The organism is Frateuria sp. Soil773 (assembly GCF_001428405.1).
GTDB lineage: Bacteria > Pseudomonadota > Gammaproteobacteria > Xanthomonadales > Rhodanobacteraceae > LMSL01.
The window spans coordinates 572,198-590,220 of record NZ_LMSL01000041.1; the positions used below are offsets into that span (position 1 = coordinate 572,198).

The 18,023-nt window shown below is 70.9% G+C and carries 13 protein-coding genes and 1 riboswitch; of the genes, 4 read left to right on the top strand and 9 right to left on the bottom strand.

All coding sequences use genetic code 11. The features are described from left to right. Positions 1 to 12 precede the first annotated feature (12 nt). The 6 genes from ASG87_RS18315 to clpB all read right to left on the bottom strand — a co-directional run bounded on the left by ASG87_RS18315 (position 13) and on the right by clpB (position 8,266). Positions 13 to 1,377 carry a cobyrinate a,c-diamide synthase gene (locus ASG87_RS18315; RefSeq protein WP_056008630.1) on the bottom strand — a complete coding sequence of 455 codons (1,365 nt, stop codon included), beginning with the start codon at positions 1,375 to 1,377 and terminating at the stop codon, positions 13 to 15. Next, positions 1,374 to 1,976, bottom strand: coding sequence for a cob(I)yrinic acid a,c-diamide adenosyltransferase (cobO, locus tag ASG87_RS18320; RefSeq protein ID WP_056009143.1), 603 nt, complete (start codon positions 1,974 to 1,976; stop codon positions 1,374 to 1,376). The genes ASG87_RS18315 and cobO overlap by 4 nt, the downstream gene beginning before the upstream one ends. A 14-nt stretch (positions 1,977 to 1,990) precedes the next feature. Further along, positions 1,991 to 2,581, bottom strand: a complete 591-nt coding sequence (locus tag ASG87_RS18325; protein WP_056009146.1) for a hypothetical protein — start codon at positions 2,579 to 2,581, stop codon at positions 1,991 to 1,993. Between the two features lie 11 nt (positions 2,582 to 2,592). Then, entirely contained in the window at positions 2,593 to 3,177 is a 585-nt protein-coding gene (locus tag ASG87_RS18330; RefSeq protein WP_056008633.1) for a hypothetical protein, read from the bottom strand. 34 nt (positions 3,178 to 3,211) lie between these two features. Beyond that, positions 3,212 to 5,113 carry a TonB-dependent vitamin B12 receptor gene (btuB, locus tag ASG87_RS18335; RefSeq protein WP_056008635.1) on the bottom strand — a complete coding sequence of 634 codons (1,902 nt, stop codon included), beginning with the start codon at positions 5,111 to 5,113 and terminating at the stop codon, positions 3,212 to 3,214. Positions 5,114 to 5,181: 68 nt separating this feature from the next. Beyond that, a riboswitch (cobalamin riboswitch) is annotated at positions 5,182 to 5,416 on the bottom strand. 258 nt (positions 5,417 to 5,674) lie between these two features. Then, positions 5,675 to 8,266, bottom strand: coding sequence for an ATP-dependent chaperone ClpB (gene clpB / locus ASG87_RS18340; RefSeq protein ID WP_056009148.1), 2,592 nt, complete (start codon positions 8,264 to 8,266; stop codon positions 5,675 to 5,677). Between the two features lie 410 nt (positions 8,267 to 8,676). On the opposite strand from clpB, the gene otsB reads away from it, so the two are divergent. The 3 genes from otsB to otsA are packed head-to-tail and all read left to right on the top strand — an operon-like array spanning position 8,677 to position 12,780. Next, entirely contained in the window at positions 8,677 to 9,510 is an 834-nt protein-coding gene (gene otsB / locus ASG87_RS18345) for a trehalose-phosphatase (RefSeq protein ID WP_056008637.1), read from the top strand. Then, complete coding sequence (locus ASG87_RS18350) at positions 9,470 to 11,308, top strand: glycoside hydrolase family 15 protein (RefSeq protein ID WP_082583069.1); 1,839 nt, start codon at positions 9,470 to 9,472, stop codon at positions 11,306 to 11,308. Before otsB ends, ASG87_RS18350 begins: the two co-directional genes overlap by 41 nt. Beyond that, entirely contained in the window at positions 11,305 to 12,780 is a 1,476-nt protein-coding gene (gene otsA / locus ASG87_RS18355) for an alpha,alpha-trehalose-phosphate synthase (UDP-forming) (protein WP_056008638.1), read from the top strand. Before ASG87_RS18350 ends, otsA begins: the two co-directional genes overlap by 4 nt. 100 nt (positions 12,781 to 12,880) lie before the next feature. Here the strand turns inward: otsA and pgeF are convergent, their stop codons facing one another. Together pgeF and rluD are read right to left on the bottom strand one after the other, a co-directional pair. Next, the gene (pgeF, locus tag ASG87_RS18360) at positions 12,881 to 13,624 is read right to left on the bottom strand and encodes a peptidoglycan editing factor PgeF (RefSeq protein WP_056008640.1); all 744 of its coding nucleotides are present in this window, start codon (positions 13,622 to 13,624) and stop codon (positions 12,881 to 12,883) included. Between the two features lie 51 nt (positions 13,625 to 13,675). Continuing rightward, positions 13,676 to 14,650, bottom strand: a complete 975-nt coding sequence (rluD, locus tag ASG87_RS18365) for a 23S rRNA pseudouridine(1911/1915/1917) synthase RluD (RefSeq protein ID WP_056008644.1) — start codon at positions 14,648 to 14,650, stop codon at positions 13,676 to 13,678. A 70-nt stretch (positions 14,651 to 14,720) separates the two neighbouring features. Between rluD and ASG87_RS18370 the strand changes: the two genes are divergently transcribed. Further along, complete coding sequence (locus ASG87_RS18370) at positions 14,721 to 15,560, top strand: outer membrane protein assembly factor BamD (RefSeq protein ID WP_056008647.1); 840 nt, start codon at positions 14,721 to 14,723, stop codon at positions 15,558 to 15,560. Positions 15,561 to 16,324: 764 nt separating this feature from the next. Here ASG87_RS18370 and ASG87_RS18375 read toward each other — a convergent pair. After that, entirely contained in the window at positions 16,325 to 18,016 is a 1,692-nt protein-coding gene (locus tag ASG87_RS18375) for an NAD+ synthase (protein ID WP_056008650.1), read from the bottom strand. Positions 18,017 to 18,023 lie beyond the last annotated feature (7 nt).

An 18,023-nucleotide genomic window follows, 5' to 3' on the forward strand; every position in this document is an offset into this window, starting at 1 on the left:
CTAGCCGCGCGCTCACGGCAGGAACAGCCTCAGCGCGGCGGCCGGGTTCGACGGGAAATAGAAATGCACGAAGCTGGCGGTGAAGCGCCGCTCGCGGTACACCGCCTCGCTGCTCGGCCCGCCGTTCGGGTTGGTCGCCTGTGCCAGCGGCGCGGCGTCGATCCGCGCCTGCGCGTAGTGGAAGGTATGCCCGCGCAGCGCGCCTTCCGGCAGCTCCACGCCTTGCAGGCCCAGCGCGGCAAGCCACGGCTGCAGCGCCGCGCTGCCGGGCAGCAGGCCGGCCATCGCGGCCCGGTTGCCGTCGCGGTCGGCCAGCGTGTCCAGCGCGAACAACAGGCCGCCGCATTCGGCCAGCAGCGGCTTGCCGGCGTCGCGGTGCGCGCGCAGCGCGGCGTGCAGGTCGGTGCGCTGCGACAGCGCGGCCAGGTGCAGTTCGGGGTAGCCGCCCGGCAACCATGCGGCGTCGCAGTCCGGCAATGGCTCGCCGGCCAGCGGCGAGAAAAAGGCGATCTCCGCGCCGGCCTCGCGCAACAGGTCGAGATTGGCCGGGTAGAGGAAGCAGAACGCCGCATCGCGCGCGACCGCGATGCGGCGGCCGGCCAGCAGTCGTGGCACCGTCCCGGCGGAGCCCTGGGCCGGATGACCTTCCGCGGCCGCCGGCGAAGGCGCTGGGCCCCGGCTTTCGCCGGGGTGACGGTCGGCGGCGAACGTTGCGGCCGGCGGCAGCGCGGTGTCGGCGTGCAGCGACCAGGCATCGGCCAGCGCATCGAGGCGCGCGTCGATGTCGTCCAGCTCGTCGGCCGCGACCAGCCCGAGATGGCGCTCCGGCAAGGCCAGCGCGGCATCGCGCGGCAGCGCGCCGAGCCAGTGCAGTTGCGGCGGCAGGCTCCCGCGCAGCAATTGCGCGTGGTAGGCGCTGCCGATGCGGTTGGCGGCCACGCCGTGCACGGCCAGCCCGTCGCGGTAGCGGGCCAGGCCGCAGGCCAGCGCGCCGAAGGTCTGCGCCATCGCCGAGCCGTCGATCACCGCCAGCACCGGCAGGCCGAACCGCTGCGCCAGGTCGGCGCTGGACGGCTCGCCGTCGAACAGCCCCATCACGCCCTCGACCAGGATCAGCTCGGCCGCGCCGGCCGCCTCGTACAGCCGCGCGCGCACGTCCGCCTCGCCGCACATCCACAGGTCGAGCTGGTAGGCCGGCGCACCGGCGGCGCGCTCCAGCACCATCGGGTCGAGGAAATCCGGCCCGCTCTTGAACACCCGCACGCGCCGGCCCTGCCGCGCGTGCCAGCGCGCCAGCGCCGCGGTGACGCTGGTCTTGCCCTGCCCCGAGGCCGGCGCCGACACCAGCAACGCGGGGCAGCGGCGCGGCGCGTTCACAGCTCGATGCCCTGCTGCGCCTTGATGCCGGCCTCGAACGCGTGCTTGACCACGCGCATCTCGGTCACCGTGTCGGCCACCGCCACCAGGGCGTCCGGCGCGCCGCGGCCGGTGATCACCACGTGCTGCCGCGGCGGCCGCGCGGCCACCGCTTCCAGCACCTGCTCCAGCGCCACGTACTGCTTCACCAGCGCGATGTTGAGCTCGTCCAGCAGCACGAAGTCGTAGCGCTCGTCCGCCAGCATGGCGGCGGCGACCTGCCAGGCCGCCTGCGCGGCGGCGACGTCGCGCGCCTTGTCCTGGGTTTCCCAGGTGAAGCCTTCGCCCATCACGTGGTAGTCCAGCCCGTCGCCCTCGAAACGGCGGAAGAACGCCTCCTCGCCGGTGGAGAAGCTGCCCTTGATGAACTGCACCACGCCGCACCTGAAGCCGTGGCCGAGCGAGCGCGCCAGCATGCCGAAGCCCGACGAGCTCTTGCCCTTGCCGTTGCCGGTGTTCACCACCAGCACGCCGCGGTCGATGGTGGCGCGGGCGATCTTGCGGTCGACCAGTTCCTTCTTGCGCTGCATGCGCTCGCGGTGGCGCTCCTCCGGCGTCATGGCGTCGCGCGCGCTCATGCGCGTGCCTGCGACGACAGCCGCTGCGCGGGCAGCAGGCGCAGCAGCGCGAGCACGGCGAACGCCACGCCGGCATAGCCGGCCAGCGTGCCCAGCGCGCGCGGGTAGTAGGTCGCGATGCGCGGCAGGAAGCCGGCGAAGGTCGGTTGGTAGTGGCCGGAGAACGCGTAGTAGCCGCCGCCGGAAATCAGGTAGGCAACGAAGGCGGCCACCGCCAGCACCGGCGCCAGCCGCGCCACGTCCGACCATTGCCCGCGGTACAGCCGCGCGTACAGCCGCCCGGCCAGCCACAACGAGCCGTAGGCCGGCACCAGCGCCCAGTACGCCGGGCTCAGGCACCAGTCGCTGATCGTGCCCAGCGCATAGCTGCCGAAATCCAGCAGCGACGCCAGCGCGAACAGCAGTACGAACAGCCAGCGCGTGCGCACCAGCGCGCCGGCCAGGAAGAACACCGCCCACGACGCGCTGGGCAGCGCGTGCACGGTGGCGAAGTGCTGGCCGCGCGTGCACAGCATCAGCAGGGCCAGCGCGAGGGCGGCGGCGAGTTGCGGGCGGAACCCGGCGAGCGGCAACGAACGGTTCGGCATGATCGGCTCCTTCATCGGCCTCGGGAATGGCTTGCGGCGGCGCGCGGGCGCAATGCCCACGCCAGCAGTCCATGCAGCAGCAGCGCCGCCGCGACGTAGCCCAGCGTGGTGCGCACGAACAGCGGCCCCCACTGCCACAGGCGCGCCGCGTACTCGGCGACGTGCGGCTCGGCGTAGCGGCCGCCGAGCCAGTAGAACGCGCCGTTGGATACCGCGAACGACAGCGCCGCCGCCGGCACCGCCACGCCGAATGCGCCGGCCAGCGCCAGCGGCGTGGCCTGCAGCCGGCCCGCATAGCCGCGGCCGGCGTACCACAGCACCGCATAGGCCAGCGGCAGGAACGCATACGCCGCGGTCACGCAGAAATCGCTGACCCCGGCATATGCGATCGAGACCCAGTCCAGCAGAACCGCCAGCGCCACGAACAGCACGAACGCCAGGTGCCGGCGCAGGTACAGCCCGCCGAGGAAGAACACCGCCATCGACGCGTCCGGCAGATGCAGCGCATCGCCGAAGTGCTTGAAGCGGGTGGCGACCATCAGCACCGCGAGGGCGGCGGACGACAGGGCGGCGTAGCGCAGGGGTATGGGTTTCATCGTGGCATCCCGTGGCGGTGGCGGCGGCCGGCGCTCAGCGCGCCGGCTGGTAGCGCAGGGTCAGCATCGTGTTGCGGCCCGGCTGGTTGTAGTACCACGCCGTCTCGTAGCGCTTGTCGAACACGTTGTTGACGGCCAGTTGCAGCTTCCAGTCCTGCGCGAACGCATAGGCCACGCGCAGGTCGGTGGTGGCGTAGCCGCCCAGCGGATGCCGGTTGGCCAGGTCGTCGTAGCGGCGCCCGGCCACGTACCAGCTGCCGCCCGCACTGAACGCGCCAAAGCGGCGGTCCAGATCGATCCGCCCGCTCTGCCGCGCACGTCGCGGCAGGATGTTGCCGTGGCTGCTGCTGGCGCCGTCGTTGCGCGGGTCAAGCCAGGTGGCGCTGCCGCGCACGATCCAGCCGGCCAGCTCGGTATCGGCCGACAGCTCCGCGCCGCGGATGCGCGCGCGGTCGACGTTGCCGGGCAGGCCGATCGAGGCGTCGTAGGCGATCAGGTGGTCGATCCGGTTCTGGTAGGCGTTCAGCGACCAGTGGCCCCAGTCGTGCGTGCCGCGCAGGCCCAGCTCGACGCTGCGCGAGCTTTCCGGCTTCAGCCCGGGGTTGCCGTAGCCGGGGTAGTACAGCTCGTTGAAGGTCGGCGTCTTGAAGGCGGTGCCGTAGCTGGCGGTGAGCCGCAGCGCCTTGGTGAAGTCCCAGCCCCACAGCACGCTACCGGTGTTCTTGCCGCCGAACTGGCTGTCCTCGTCGCGGCGCACGCTGGCCTGCAGCGAATGCGCGCCGAAGCTCTGCTGCCACTGGCCGAACAGGCCGCGGTTGACCCGGCGGTTGCGCTCGAAGTCGGTGTTGCTGTCGACCTTGTCGTGCTGCCAGTCGTAGCCGAGGCTGTACAGGCCGCCGCCGGCGCCGATGTCCGCCTGCAGCGAACCGAGTTCGCGGTGCGTGTCGAAGCGGCTGGAATAGGCGTTGTTGTAGTAGTTGGTGGCCAGGTCGGCGCTCTGGCCCAGGCTCAGGGTGAAGCCGAGGTCCTTGCCCGGCCGATAGCGCAGGCGGCCGCCGGCGATCTGCGACACGGTGTCGGACGAGTTGTTGACGCTGCCGTCGTATTCGTTGTGGCCCTCGGCGCGGAACACGCGCGCGTCGGCGTCCCAGGCTTCGTTGAAGCGGTAGCCGCCCTGCAGCGACAGCGCGTTGTTGCGGTAGCCGTCCTTGTCCGGCTGGTCGACGAAGCAGCCGGCGAAGGCGGCCGCCGCGCCGACGCGGCAGGCATTGATGCCGCGGGTCTGGTCGTGCGAGGCCTCCAGCGAGTACCAGCCGTTCTTGCCGCGCCCTGCCACGCCGGCCGAGCCGGTGAAGCGGCCGTAGCTGCCGGCGCCGACGCTGAAGCTCGGCACGAAGCTGCCTTCCGGCCGGCGGGTGAAGATCTGGATCACGCCGCCGATCGCCTCGGAGCCGTACAGGCTGGAGAACGGGCCGCGCACGATCTCGATGCGCTCGATCTGCTCGACCGGGATGTCCTGGATCGAGGTGCTGCCGGCGGTGGCCGAGCCGAGCTTGATGCCGTCGACCAGCACCAGCACGTGGTCGGACTCGGCGCCGCGCAGGAACATCGAGGTGGACTTGCCCGGGCCGCCGTTGTTGGACAGCGCCATGCCCGGCGTGCCGCGCAGCAGGTCGGGCAGCGAGGACGGCTGCAGGCGCTCGATCTCGGCGCGGTCGATCACGGTGATCGCGGCCAGGGTCTGGTCCTGGGTCTGCGCGGTGCGCGTGGCGGTGACCACCACGCCGCTGAGGTCGGTGGCGGACTCGTCCGCGAAGGCCGGCGCGGCGACGGCCGCGGACAGCGTGGCCGCCAGGAGCGACCGGCGGAGGAAAAGGGAACGGACGTGCACTGCAAACTCCTTGGCCGCGCCTGCCCGCGCGGTCGTCGATGGCATCGGGACAGGCGGAAGGAGGCATGGCGCCGGGCTGCGCTCGCAGCGGCTCCATGACATCGCCCACCGCATGTCAGGTCGTGCCTCGAGGCCGGTCTCCGGGCTCGCGAGCGAAGATCCTCCGATCTTCCCGGGCCGCGCCTTCCCATGCCGGTGGGCACAGTGGCTTCGTTGCGGTCCGTCTTACTCGCCTACCGTTGCGGGGGCAGCTCCGGAATGGCCGTCCATTTGCGTGGAACGGCGTCACCGGATTCCCGTTTCAACCGCCGGCCCATGCCGGCGATCACCTCAGGCGTGGCGTAGTGTAGCAGTCCGCGCCGGCTCCGGACGGCAGCCGGCTATCCGAAAGCGCGCCGCGCGCATCCAGTCGATGAGGACGCGCAGCGGCGGGCGCATCTGGCGACGGCCGGTGCGGTACAGGCGGAACCCCGGAAAAGCCGGGCTCCGACGGGCCGGCCAACCTCGACCGCGCGCCGGATCGACCGCCGCGGCATCGCATCCCGGAAACCCGGCCGGCGCCCCGCCGATCGGGACGGGGCGCCGGTCCAACAGCAGGGCGACCGGTCAGGCGACGCGGAACGCGAGGTGCCCGCCTTCGGCGTCCACTTTCACGGTGCTGCCCGGCGCGAAGCGGCCTTCAAGGATCTCGCGCGCCAGCGGATTCTCCAACTGCTGCTGGATCGCCCGCTTCAGCGGCCGCGCGCCGTAGACCGGGTCGAAGCCGACGTTGCCGAGCAGCGCCAGCGCACCGTCGCTAACCTCCAGCCGGAGCTGGCGCTCGGCCAGCCGCTTCTCCAGGTAGGCCAGCTGGATCTTCGCGATGGCGCGGATCTGGGTCTTGTCGAGCGGTCGGAACACCACCAGCTCGTCGAGCCGGTTGATGAACTCCGGCCGGAAGTGCGCCTGCACCACGCCCAGCACCGAGGCCTTCATCCGCGTGTACTGCTCCTCCGCGTCCGCGCCGCTTTCCGAGGCGTCCTGGATCATCTGCGAGCCGAGGTTGGAGGTCATCACGATGACGGTGTTGCGGAAGTCGACCGTGCGACCCTGGCCGTCCGTGAGGCGGCCGTCGTCGAGCACCTGCAGCAGGATGTTGAACACGTCCGGGTGCGCCTTCTCCACCTCGTCCAGCAGGATCACGCTGTACGGCCGGCGGCGCACCGCCTCGGTGAGGTAGCCGCCCTCCTCGTAGCCCACGTAGCCCGGAGGCGCACCGACCAGCCGGCTCACCGAGTGCTTCTCCATGAACTCGCTCATGTCGATGCGCACCATCGCGTCTTGCGTGTCGAACAGGAACTCGGCCAGCGCCTTGCACAGCTCGGTCTTGCCCACGCCGGTGGGGCCCAGGAACAGGAACGAGCCGTACGGCCGGTTCGGATCGGACAACCCGGCGCGCGCGCGGCGGATCGCGTCGGACACCGCGCGCACCGCCTCGTCCTGGCCGACCACGCGCTGGTGCAGCGCCGCCTCCATGTGCAGCAGCTTGTCGCGCTCGCCCTCGAGCATCTTGCTGACCGGGATGCCGGTCCAGCGCGATACCACCTCGGCGATCTCTTCGTCGGTGACCTTGTCCTGCACCAGCTTGAAGTCCTGCTGCTCGGCAGCCTGCGCCGCGGCGAGCTGCTTCTCCAGCTCCGGCAGGCGGCCGTACTGGATCTCGCTCATGCGGGCGTAGTCCTGCCGGCGCTGCGCCGACTCCAGCTCCAGCCGCGCCTGCTCGATCTGCTCCTTCACCTTGGTGGCGCCCTGCAGCGCGGCCTTCTCGGACTTCCAGACCTCGTCGAGGTCGGAGAACTCGCGCTCCAGCTTGCCGATCTCGTCCTCGAGATCGGCCAGGCGCTTCTTCGAGGCCTCGTCGGTTTCCTTCTTCAGCATCTCGCGCTGGATCTTCAACTGGATCAGGCGGCGCTCCAGGCGGTCCAGTTCCTCCGGCTTGGAATCGATCTCCATGCGGATGCGCGAGGCCGCCTCGTCCATCAGGTCGATCGCCTTATCCGGCAGCTGGCGGTCGGTGATGTAGCGGTTGGACAGCGTGGCGGCGGCGACGATGGCCGGGTCGGTGATCTCCACGCCGTGGTGCACGGCGTAGCGCTCCTTCAGCCCGCGCAGGATCGCGATGGTGTCCTCCACCGAGGGCTCGCCCACGAACACCTTCTGGAAGCGGCGCTCCAGCGCGGCGTCCTTCTCGATGTACTTGCGGTACTCGTCCAGCGTGGTGGCGCCGATGCAGTGCAGCTCGCCGCGCGCCAGCGCCGGCTTGAGCATGTTGCCCGCGTCCATCGCGCCGTCGGCCTTGCCGGCGCCGACCATGGTGTGCAGCTCGTCGATGAACAGGATGATCTGGCCCTCGTTCTTGGCCAGGTCGTTGAGCACCGCCTTCAGGCGCTCCTCGAACTCGCCGCGGAACTTCGCGCCGGCGATCAGCGCGCCCATGTCCAGCGCCAGCACGCGGCGGCCGCGCAGGCCCTCGGGCACCTCGCCCTTGACGATGCGCTGGGCCAGCCCTTCCACGATGGCGGTCTTGCCCACGCCGGGCTCGCCGATCAGCACCGGGTTGTTCTTGGTGCGCCGCTGCAGCACCTGGATGGTGCGGCGGATCTCCTCGTCGCGGCCGATCACCGGATCGAGCTTGCCCGACTCGGCGCGCGCGGTGAGGTCGACGCAGTACTTTTCCAGCGCCTGGCGCTGTTCCTCGGCGTTCTCGCTCTGCACCTTCTCGCCGCCGCGCAGCTTCTCGATGGCCGCCTCCAGGTGCGCCTTCGTCGCCCCGGCCGCCTTCAGCGCCGCGCCCAGCTCGCCCTTGTCCTCCAGCGCGGCCAGCACGAACAGCTCGCTGGCGATGAACTGGTCGCCGCGCTGCTGCGCCAGCTTGTCGGTGAGGTTGAGCAGGCGGTTGAGGTCGTTGCCGACGCTGACGTTGCCTTCCTGGCCGCTGACCTTCGGCAACCGTTCGAGCGTGTCGTTGACGCGCTGGGCGAGCAGCGGCACGTTGACCTGCGCCTGGGTCAGCAAGGGCGCGGTCGAGCCGCCCTGCTGGCCGAGCAGCGCCGCCATTACGTGCGCCGGTTCGAGCATGTTGTTGTCGCGGCCCACTGCCAGCGACTGCGCGTCGGCCAGCGCCTGCTGGAAACGCGAGGTGAGTTTGTCCATCCGCATCGGCATGTCCCCACTGAAAAGGTTCGGCGGCCATGCCGCCACTGCCCGCGAAATGCGGGCCGGCGCGGGTCGATTCAAGCGGCGCGGACGCACGGCGCAGCTTACGCCTGGTCGCGTTAGCGTGTGGTCACGATCTCCGGATACCCCTCGAAACGTCATTCCCTTGAAACGTCATTCCTGCGGCTTTCAACGGCCGCAGGGCCGGTCAAGTTGGGATCCAATGTCGTTGGGCCTTCGANGACAACCACTGGATTCCTGCTTGACCGGCCTTGCGGCCGTTGAAAACCGCAGGAATGACGAGGAGAGGGTGGCATGACGAGGTGGGGGTTGGAATCACGGATGGATCGTGAACAGGCTCTTGGAAACGCGTCAAAGCTCTCCTTCACAATCGGCTTGCTAGGCTTGTGCGGATGTCATCCGAGAAAGTTTCCCCCCGGCACGCCGCCCTGGCCGCGCCGCCCCTGCCCACCGCGGCCGACCGCTGGGCGCTGTTCCTCGACGTCGACGGCTGCCTGCTCGAATTCGCCGACGACCCGCAGGCGGTAGAGGTCGAGCCTGATCTGTGCCGGCTGCTGGAATCGCTGCACGGCGCCCTGGACGGCGCGCTGGCCCTGGTCAGCGGCCGCGGCGTGGACGAGCTGGACCGGCTGTTCGGCGCGCCGCCGTGGGCGATGGCCGGCCTGCACGGCTTCGAGCTGCGCTTCGCCGACGGCCGCCACCGCGAGATCGCCGCCGAGCCCGCGCACGAGGCGCGGATGCGCCGCGAGGTGCAGGCGCTGGCCGCGCGCTTCGACGGCGTGCAACTGGAGGACAAACACGCGGCGATCGCCCTGCACTGCCGCCGCGCGCCGTGGCAGTTGCCGGCCCTGCAGCGCGCCGCCGCCGCGCTGGCGGCTGGCCTGCCGGGCTACGAGCTGCAGCCGGGCCACCTGGTGGTGGAGTTCAAGCCGGCCGGGATGGACAAGGGCCGCGCCGTGGCCGAGCTGCTGCAGCAACCGCCTTTCAGCGGGCGCGCGCCGGTCTACCTGGGCGACGACCTGACCGACGAGCACGCCTTCGCCACCGCCAACCTCGAAGGCGGCATCAGCGTCCGCGTCGGCCAGCGCGAGCCCACGCTCGCCCAATTCACATTGCCTGGGCCTGCCGCGGTGCAGGCTTGGCTGTCGCGCGTATTTGACGCTTTGCCCCATGGAGTCCCATCCCATGCCACATCCGTCGGAGGACAAGCCACGATCCGGCCCTGAGCCCGGACATCCCGCCTCCCCTGCCAGCCTGCAACTGGGCGTCGTCGGCAACGGCAGCGTCGCAGCGCTGATCGACGCCCGCGCGCGCATCGTATGGTGCTGCCTGCCGCGCTTCGACGCCGACGCCACCTTCTGCGCGCTGCTGTCGCCGCGCAACGGCGGCGGCGACTGGAGCATCGAGCTGCAGGACTTCGAGCGCGCCGAGCAGCACTACGTCGCCAATACCGCCGTGCTGGTCACCCGCCTGTTCGACCGCCACGGCGGCGCGGTCGAGGTCACCGACTTCGCGCCGCGGCACCGCGCCTTCGGGCGCCTCTACCATCCCGTCCTGCTGGCGCGGCAGGTGCGCCCGCTGGCCGGCGCGCCGCGCATCCGCGTCCTGCTGCGCCCGCTGTGCGACTACGGCGCCCGCCCGCCGCAGACCACGTCCGGCAGCAACCACATCCGCTACCTGCTCGACGGCGTGGTGCAGCGGCTGACCACCGACATCGCTGTGCCGCTGATCGAGCGGGCGCTGCCGTTCGGGCTCGACCGGCCGGCGCATTTCGTGTTCGGCCCGGACGAGACGCTGAGCGAAAGCCCCGCCGAGTTCTTCCGCCGCACGCTCGACCGCACGCTGGAATACTGGCGCGACTGGGTGCGCTACCTGTCGATCCCCTACGAGTGGCAGGAGCCGGTGATCCGCGCCGCGATCACCCTGAAGCTGTGCCAGTACGAGGCCACCGGCGCGATCGTCGCCGCGCTCACCACGTCGATCCCCGAGGCCGCCCACACCGCGCGCAACTGGGACTACCGCTACTGCTGGCTGCGCGACGCGGCGTTCACCGTGCGCGCGCTGAACCGGCTCGGCGCCACCCGCAGCATGGAGGAATACATCCGCTACGTGTTCAACCTGGCCGTCTCCGACGGCGACGACGAGATCGGCCCGGTGTTCGGCATCACCTTCGAGCGCGAGCTGCACGAACGCCAGGTCGACGGCCTCGCCGGCTACCGCGGCATGGGGCCGGTGCGGGTCGGCAACGACGCCTGGCGGCAGCGCCAGAACGACGCCTACGGCTCGGTGGTGCTGGCCTCGGCGCAGTTGTTCTTCGACCGCCGGCTCGAACGCATGGGCGACGAGAACACCTTCCTGCGGCTCGAGCGGATGGGCCGGCTGGCCCTGCGCATGGCCGAGCAGCCCGATGCGGGGCTGTGGGAGTTCCGCGGCCGCGCGGCGGTGCACACCTATTCGGCGGCGATGTGCTGGGCCGCCTGCGACCGGCTCGCGCACATCGCCACCGAGCTGGGGCTGGACGCGCGCGCGCGCCACTGGCACGACGAGGCTGTGCGCCTGCACGCGCGGATCGAGGCGCGCGCGTGGAACGCCAGGCTCGGCCACTTCGTCGACGCCTACGACGGCGAGCACCTGGACGCGAGCCTGCTGCTGCTCGCCGACATCGGCTTCGTCGAGCCGCGCGACCCGCGCTTCATCGCCACCGTGGACGCGATCGGCCGCGAACTCGGCCGCGGCAACTACCTGTTCCGCTACATCGCGCCGGACGACTTCGGCGCGCCGGAAACCAGCTTCAACATCTGCACGTTCTGGTACATCGAGGCGCTCGCCGCGACCGGCCGCGGCGAGCAGGCGCGCGCCATGTTCGAGCACATGCTGGCGCAGCGCAGCCCGCTGGGCCTGTTCTCCGAGGACATCGCGCCGGCCACCGGCGAGCACTGGGGCAACTTCCCGCAGACCTACTCGCTGGTCGGGCTGGTCCAGGCGGCGATGCGGCTGTCGCGCCGCTGGGAGGACGCGCTGTGAACCAGAGCGCCAGGAAACCCGGCCGCCTGGTGGTGGTGTCCAACCGCGTCGCGCAGCCGAAGCAGACCTCCACCGGCGGGCTCGCCTCGGCCATGCAGGCCGCGCTGCAGGAACGCGGCGGCCTGTGGTTCGGCTGGAGCGGCAAGATCTCCGCCAACGGCGAGCTGCACCGGCTGTCGGCCGGCCCGATCGACTACGCCACGATCGACCTGTCGCGCGCCGACCACGACGACTTCTACGCCGGCTTCGCCAACCGGACCCTGTGGCCGCTGCTGCACTACCGCCCCGACCTGGTGGACTACCAGCGCAAGCACCTGGAAGGCTACCTGCGGGTCAACGCGCTGTTCGCCGACCGGCTGGTGAAATTGCTGCGGCCCACCGACATCCTGTGGGTGCACGACTACCACCTGATCCCGCTCGCGGCGATGCTGCGCCAGCGCGGGGTGAAGAACCGCATCGGTTTCTTCCTGCACACGCCGATGCCGGCGGCGGCGCTGCTGATCGCCCTGCCGCAGCACCGCCAGTTGCTGGAGACGCTGGCCAGCTACGACCTGATCGGCCTGCACACCGCGCGCGACCTGCGCGCGCTGGAGGACTACTTCCTGCACGAGATCGGCGGTGCGATGCGCCCCGGCGGGCGGCTGCGGGCGGCCAACGGGCGCAGCTTCCGCGCCGGCGTGTTCCCGATCAGCATCGACACCGCGCTGGTGGCGAAGGCCGCGCGCTGCGCCGAGACGTACGAGGAGATCGGCCAGCTGCGCAAAAGCCTGGAAGGCCGCGCGCTGCTCATCGGGGTGGACCGGCTGGACTACTCCAAGGGACTGGCGCAGCGCTTCCTGGCCTACGCCCACCTGCTCGAACGCGCGCCCGCGCTGCACCGCCGGATCACCTTCCTGCAGATCGCCCCGCCCAGCCGCGGCGCGGTGCCGGAATACCGGCAGATCCGCCGCGAACTGGAGCGCATGGCCGGGCACATCAACGGCATGTACGCGGCGCCGGACTGGGTGCCGATCCGCTACGTCAACCAGTCGTTCCCGCACAGCCTGCTCACCGGCTACTACCGCCACGCTCGGGTCGGCCTGGTGACCCCGCTGCGCGACGGCATGAACCTGGTGGCGAAGGAATACGTCGCCAGCCAGAACCCGAAGGACCCCGGCGTGCTGGTGCTGTCGCGCTTCGCCGGCGCGGCGTCCGAGCTGGAGGACGCGCTGCTGGTCAACCCGGCCGACACCGCCGAGGTCGCCGACGCGCTGGAGCGCGCGCTGAAGATGCCGCTGAGGGAGCGCCGCCGGCGCTGGCGCGGCATGATGGACGTGCTGGAGTCGCGCGACATCACCGCATGGCGCAACGACTTCCTCGATGCCCTGACGGCGGCGCCTGCGCCCGCGTCGATAGCCGAGCCGGCCTCGCCGGCGGCCAGCCAGATCACCCTGCCGAAGAAGCCGCCGGACGGGCCTCCGTCGCACTGCTGAGGGCTGCGCACCGGCGTGGACGCCCGCGCGGACCCGGCCGCGTTGCCTGCGGCCGGACCTCGCCGCGGGGCGGTATGGCTTCCCGGCGGACTCCGGCGGCTCAGGCCAGCCAGATCAGGCTGGCGAAGCGGCCGCTGGCCGGGCCTTCGCCGCGGTACGAGTAGAACCGCCCGTCGGTAAGCGTGTCGAAACCGCCGCCGTAGACCTGGCCGATGCCGCTGGCGGCCAGCCGGCGCCGAGCCAGCGCGGCCAGGTCGCAATGCCAGTGGCCGGGGCGGGTCGCCGCGAAGCAGGCGGCGGCGCCGGCATCGCGGTCCACGAAGGCCGACCGCACCTCCTCGCCCACCTCGTAGGAAGCCGCGCCGATGCACGGCCCCAGCCAGGCCATCAGGCTCTCGCGCGGCGCCGGCATCGCCGCCGCCGTCGCTTCCAGTACGCCGGCCGCCAGCCCGCGCCAGCCGGCATGGGCCGCGCCGATGCAGTGGCCGTCGGCGCTGCAGAACAGCACCGGCAGGCAGTCGGCGGTGAGGATCGCCAGCACCGTGCCGGGCAGGTGCGAGACCGCCGCGTCGGCCTGCGGCTCGTCGGCGCCCGGCAGCGGGCCGAGCGTCGCCACCTCGTCGCCGTGCACCTGACGCAGCCAGCGCGGCGGGTTCGGCAGGTTCAGCGCCTGCTGCAGGATGCCGCGGTTGCTGACCACTGCGTCCGCCGCGTCGCCGTTGCGCACGCCGAGGTTGAAGCGCGCGTACGGCGGCGCCGAGACGCCCGGCCCATGCCGGGTGGTGACCGCCGCGTGCACCTTGCACGGGGCGGGCCAGTCGGGGAACAGCCAGGCATCGGTCATGGGCGAACGGCGGTGCGGCAGGGGCGGGGAACGCCAAGCCTAACCGAGTCTTCAGTCCTCGTCCGCACCGTTCGCGGCCAGGTCGGCGTGCAGGGCCTCGATCAGCGCCTGCTGGTCGGCCGGCCGGGCGGCCTCGAACGCCACCGGCTCGCCGGTCGCCGGGTGCGTGAAGGCGAGCCGCTCGGCATGCAGCGCCTGGCGGCGGAACCCCCGCAGCGCGGCGGCCAGCTCCGGCGTGGCGCCCTTGGGCAGGCGCAGCCCGCCGCCGTACAGCGGGTCGCCCACCAGCGGATGGTGGATGTGCGCCATGTGCACGCGGATCTGGTGGGTGCGGCCGGTTTCCAGCCGGCACTGGATCAGGCTGTGCGCCCGGAAGCGCTCGCGCAGGCGGTAGTGGGTGACCGCATGCCGGCCGTCCTCCTCGTCACGCACGGCCTGGCGCAGGCGGTCGCCCAGATGGCGGCCGATCGGCGCGTCCACGGTGCCGCCGGCGACCATGCTGCCGAGCACCACCGCCTCGTACTGCCGCTCCACATCGTGGCGCGACAGCATGTCCACCAGCGCGGTCATGGCGGGTAGCGTCTTCGCCACCACCATCAGCCCGGAGGTGTCCTTGTCGAGCCGGTGCACGATGCCGCCGCGCGGCAGCTCGGCCAGCTTCGGGTCGTGGTGCAGCAGCGCGTTGAGCACGGTGCCGGCCGGGTTGCCGGCGCCCGGGTGGACCACCAGCCCGGCCGGCTTGTCCAGCACCAGCAGGTGCTCGTCCTCGTGCACGATGTCCAGCGCGATCGCCTCCGGCGCGCTGTCCACCTCGGTCTCCAGCTCGGCCTCCAGCCGCACCTGCTCGCCGCCGCGCAGCAACTGGCGCGGCGGCACCACCCGGCCGTCCAGGGTCGCCGCGCCGGCCTTGATCCAGGCGGTGAGGCGCGAGCGCGAATAGTCGGGGAACATCTCGGCCAGAGCCTGGTCGAACCTCCGACCTGCCGCCGCAAGCGGCACGCCGGCCTCGTGGCGTATCACGGTCATGCCCCGTCCCCCGGGGCCTGGCGTGTTTGGGCTATCATCCCTTTTCGATCAAACATCTGAACCCTTTCCCATGCGCGTAACCAAGCTGCCGGCCTTCAAAGTACTCATTGTGCTCGCTCTCGCCGTGTCGATGAGCGCCTGCTCGATGTTCGGCCACAAGAAGGACACCATCGACACCATGCCGGTGGAAAAGCTCTACGCCACCGCGCACGACTCGCTGGAACACGCCGACTACGCGGCGGCCACCAAGGCCTACCAGCGCCTGATCGCCCGCTTCCCGTCCGGCGACTACAACGAGCAGGCCCAGCTCGACCTGGCCTACTCGCAGTACAAGGACAACCAGCCGGACGACGCGTACTCGACGATCAACCGCTTCATCAAGACCTATCCGACGCACAAGCACGTCGATTATGCCTATTACCTGCGCGGGCTGATCAATTTCGACCGCACCAGCGGCATGATCGAGCGCTACATCTCGCGCAGCGACTCGCAGTCGCGCCGCGACCAGGGCTTCAACCTGCAGTCGTTCGACGACTTCTCCGAGCTGACCCGCCGCTTCCCGGACAGCGCCTATGCCGCCGACGCCCGCCAGCGCATGATCTACCTGCGCAACGTGCTGGCCCAGTTCGAGATCAACGTGGCCGAGTTCTACCTGCGCAACAAGGCTTACATCGCCTCCGCGCACCGCGCCCAGTACGTGATCGAGCACTACCAGCAGGCGCCGCAGACCGGCGACGCGCTGGCCATCCTCACCCGCAGCTACCTCGCGCTGAACCAGCAGCCGCAGGCCGAGCAGACCCGCAAGGTGCTGGCGCTGAACTACCCCGACCACCCCTACCTCAGCGACCCCAAGTGGCCGCACGCGCCGTCCACGCTGCGCAAGTTGATTCCGTTCTCGGGACACCACTGAGCCGACGCGGGTCGATTCGCAAGACGGGAAGGCCGGCGAGCGATCGCCGGCCTTTTTCGTGGCAGCGTCCGTGGGAACGCACCTTGGTGCGCGAACGACCTGGCGCGGCTCAACTCCAGACCCCGAAGGTCCGTCATTCCGGCGAAGGTCGGAATCCAGGGTCTCGCTCCGCCTGGAAGTCCAACGTCACTGGATCCCGGCCTTCGCCGGGATGACGAGCGGACATCCCGGACCGTTTGGACGAGCAGATAACCCGGGCCGTATGGATGCTCCTACAAAACCGAAAGAGCATTCGCGCGCACGATGCGCCTGCTCGCGATTCAACTCCCGACCCCGTCGTCATTAAACCCCGTCATTCCGGCGAAGGCCGGAATCCAGGGCCTCGTTCCGCCTGGAAGTCCAACGTCACTGGATCCCGGCCTTCGCCGGGATGACGAGCGGACATCCCGGACCGTTTGGACGAGCAGATAACCCGGACCGTTTGGATGCTCCTCCAAAACCAAAAGAGCATTCGCGTGCACGACGCGTTCCCTCGCGGATCAACTCCAGACCGCGTCATCAAACCCCGTCATTCCGGCGAAGGCCGGAATCCAGGGCCTCGTTCCGCCTGGAAGTCCAACGTCACTGGACCCCGGCCTCCGCCGGGATGACGAGCGGACATCCCGGGCCGTTTGGACGAGCAGATAACCCGGGCCGCATGGGTGCCCCCGCAGAACCGAAAGAGCATTCGCGCCCACGGCGCATTCCTTGCGGTTCGGCCCGCATCAGCGCCAGCCCGACGTAATCGGATACCGCCGCTCGCGCCCGAACGCGCGGGTCGTCACGCGCGGTCCCGGGGCCGACTGCCGCCGCTTGAACTCGTTCAGCAGCACCAGCCGCACCACGCGGCGCACGGTATCGGCGTGGAAGCCCTGCGCGGCGATCTCCGCCTGCGACTGCTCGCCCTCGATGAAGCGCGCCAGGATCGCGTCCAGCTCGTCGTAGGCGGGCAGCGAATCCTGGTCGGTCTGGTTGTCGCGCAACTCGGCCGAGGGGGGGCGGTCGATGACTTCTTCCGGGATTGGGGATTCGGGATTCGGGATTCGTGAAAAGCTCCCCTCCGGCGAGGAGGCGTCTCTGCGAATCCCGAATCCCAAATCCCGAATCCCGGCCCCATTGCGCCACCGCGCCAACCGGTACACCGCCGTCTTGTACACGTCCTTCAGCGGCGCGTAGGCGCCGCACATGTCGCCGTACAGGGTGGCGTAGCCGACCGCCATCTCGCTCTTGTTGCCGGTCGCCAGCAGCAGCCGGCCGTGCTTGTTGGAGAGCGCCATAAGCATCACGCCGCGGGTGCGCGACTGCAGGTTCTCCTCGGTGGTGTCGGCGGCCTTGCCGGCGAAGGCGGGAGTCAGCGCGGCGACGAACGATCGATACGTCGCCTCGATGTCGATCACGTGGTACTCCACGCCGAGCCGCTCGGCCTGGGCGCGTGCGCCGTCCAGCGACAGCTGCGATGTGTAGCGGGTGGGCATCATCACCGCGGTGACCCGGTCGGCGCCCAGCGCGTCCACCGCCAGCGCCAGGGTCAGCGCCGAGTCGATGCCGCCGGACAGGCCCAGCAGCACGCCCGGGAAGCCGTTCTTGTCGATGTAGTCGCGGACGCCGCGCACCAGCGCGGCGTAGAGCACGGCCTCGGCGCAGGCGTCCTGCGCCACCGGCCAGCCTTCGGCGTGCAGCGTGCGCGCGGCCGGGTCGAACTCGGCCCACAGCAGCGCGTCGACGAAGGCCGGCGCGCGCGCGGCGATGCTGCCGTCGCCGTCCACCAGCAGCGAGGCGCCGTCGTAGACCACCTCGTCCTGGCCGCCGACCAGGTTGAGATAGGCGAACGCGCAGCCGGTCTCGCGGGCGCGCGCCTGCAGCACGGCCTCGCGCGCGGCCTGCTTGGCGTCGTCCCACGGCGAGGCGTTGATCACCACGATCAGCTCGGCGCCGGCCGCCGCGGCCTGCGCCGCCGGCTCGGGCTGCCACACGTCCTCGCAGACCAGCAGGCCGACCCGCACGCCGCCGACCATCGCGGTGACCGTCTCGTGGCCGGGACGGAAATAGCGCTTGTCGTCGAACACGCCGTAGTTGGGCAACGCCTGCTTGTGCGCGGTCACTTCGATCCGGCCGTCGCGCAGCAGGCTGGCGGCGTTGTACACCTCGCCTTCGCTGTGCGGGTGGCCGACCAGCGCGGCGACGCCGTCGGTGGCCGCGGCCAGGGCGTCCAACTCGCTTTCGCAGGCGGCGAGGAAGCTCGGCCGCAGCAGCAGGTCCTCCGGCGGATAGCCGCTCAGGGCCAGCTCCGGGAACGCCACCAGGTCGGCGCCGCCGGTGCGCGCCTGCGCGACCAGGTCGCCGATCTTGGCGGCATTCGCCGCCACCGCGCCCACCGCGAAATCGAACTGGGCCAGCGCGAAACGCAGCCTTGCCATGGTCGTG

What these genes read in the sequence shown, in the direction of transcription:
- cobO (WP_056009143.1), bottom strand. Translation starts at nt 1,976, where the DNA reads ATGACGCCGGAGGAGCGCCACCGCGAGCGCATGCAGCGCAAGAAGGAA.
- ASG87_RS18325 (WP_056009146.1), bottom strand. Translation starts at nt 2,581, where the DNA reads ATGCCGAACCGTTCGTTGCCGCTCGCCGGGTTCCGCCCGCAACTCGCC.
- ASG87_RS18330 (WP_056008633.1), bottom strand. Translation starts at nt 3,177, where the DNA reads ATGAAACCCATACCCCTGCGCTACGCCGCCCTGTCGTCCGCCGCCCTC.
- btuB (WP_056008635.1), bottom strand. Translation starts at nt 5,113, where the DNA reads ATGCCATCGACGACCGCGCGGGCAGGCGCGGCCAAGGAGTTTGCAGTG.
- clpB (WP_056009148.1), bottom strand. Translation starts at nt 8,266, where the DNA reads ATGCGGATGGACAAACTCACCTCGCGTTTCCAGCAGGCGCTGGCCGAC.
- otsB (WP_056008637.1), top strand. Translation starts at nt 8,677, where the DNA reads ATGTCATCCGAGAAAGTTTCCCCCCGGCACGCCGCCCTGGCCGCGCCG.
- ASG87_RS18350 (WP_082583069.1), top strand. Translation starts at nt 9,470, where the DNA reads ATGCCACATCCGTCGGAGGACAAGCCACGATCCGGCCCTGAGCCCGGA.
- pgeF (WP_056008640.1), bottom strand. Translation starts at nt 13,624, where the DNA reads ATGACCGATGCCTGGCTGTTCCCCGACTGGCCCGCCCCGTGCAAGGTG.
- rluD (WP_056008644.1), bottom strand. Translation starts at nt 14,650, where the DNA reads ATGACCGTGATACGCCACGAGGCCGGCGTGCCGCTTGCGGCGGCAGGT.
- ASG87_RS18370 (WP_056008647.1), top strand. Translation starts at nt 14,721, where the DNA reads ATGCGCGTAACCAAGCTGCCGGCCTTCAAAGTACTCATTGTGCTCGCT.
- ASG87_RS18375 (WP_056008650.1), bottom strand. Translation starts at nt 18,016, where the DNA reads ATGGCAAGGCTGCGTTTCGCGCTGGCCCAGTTCGATTTCGCGGTGGGC.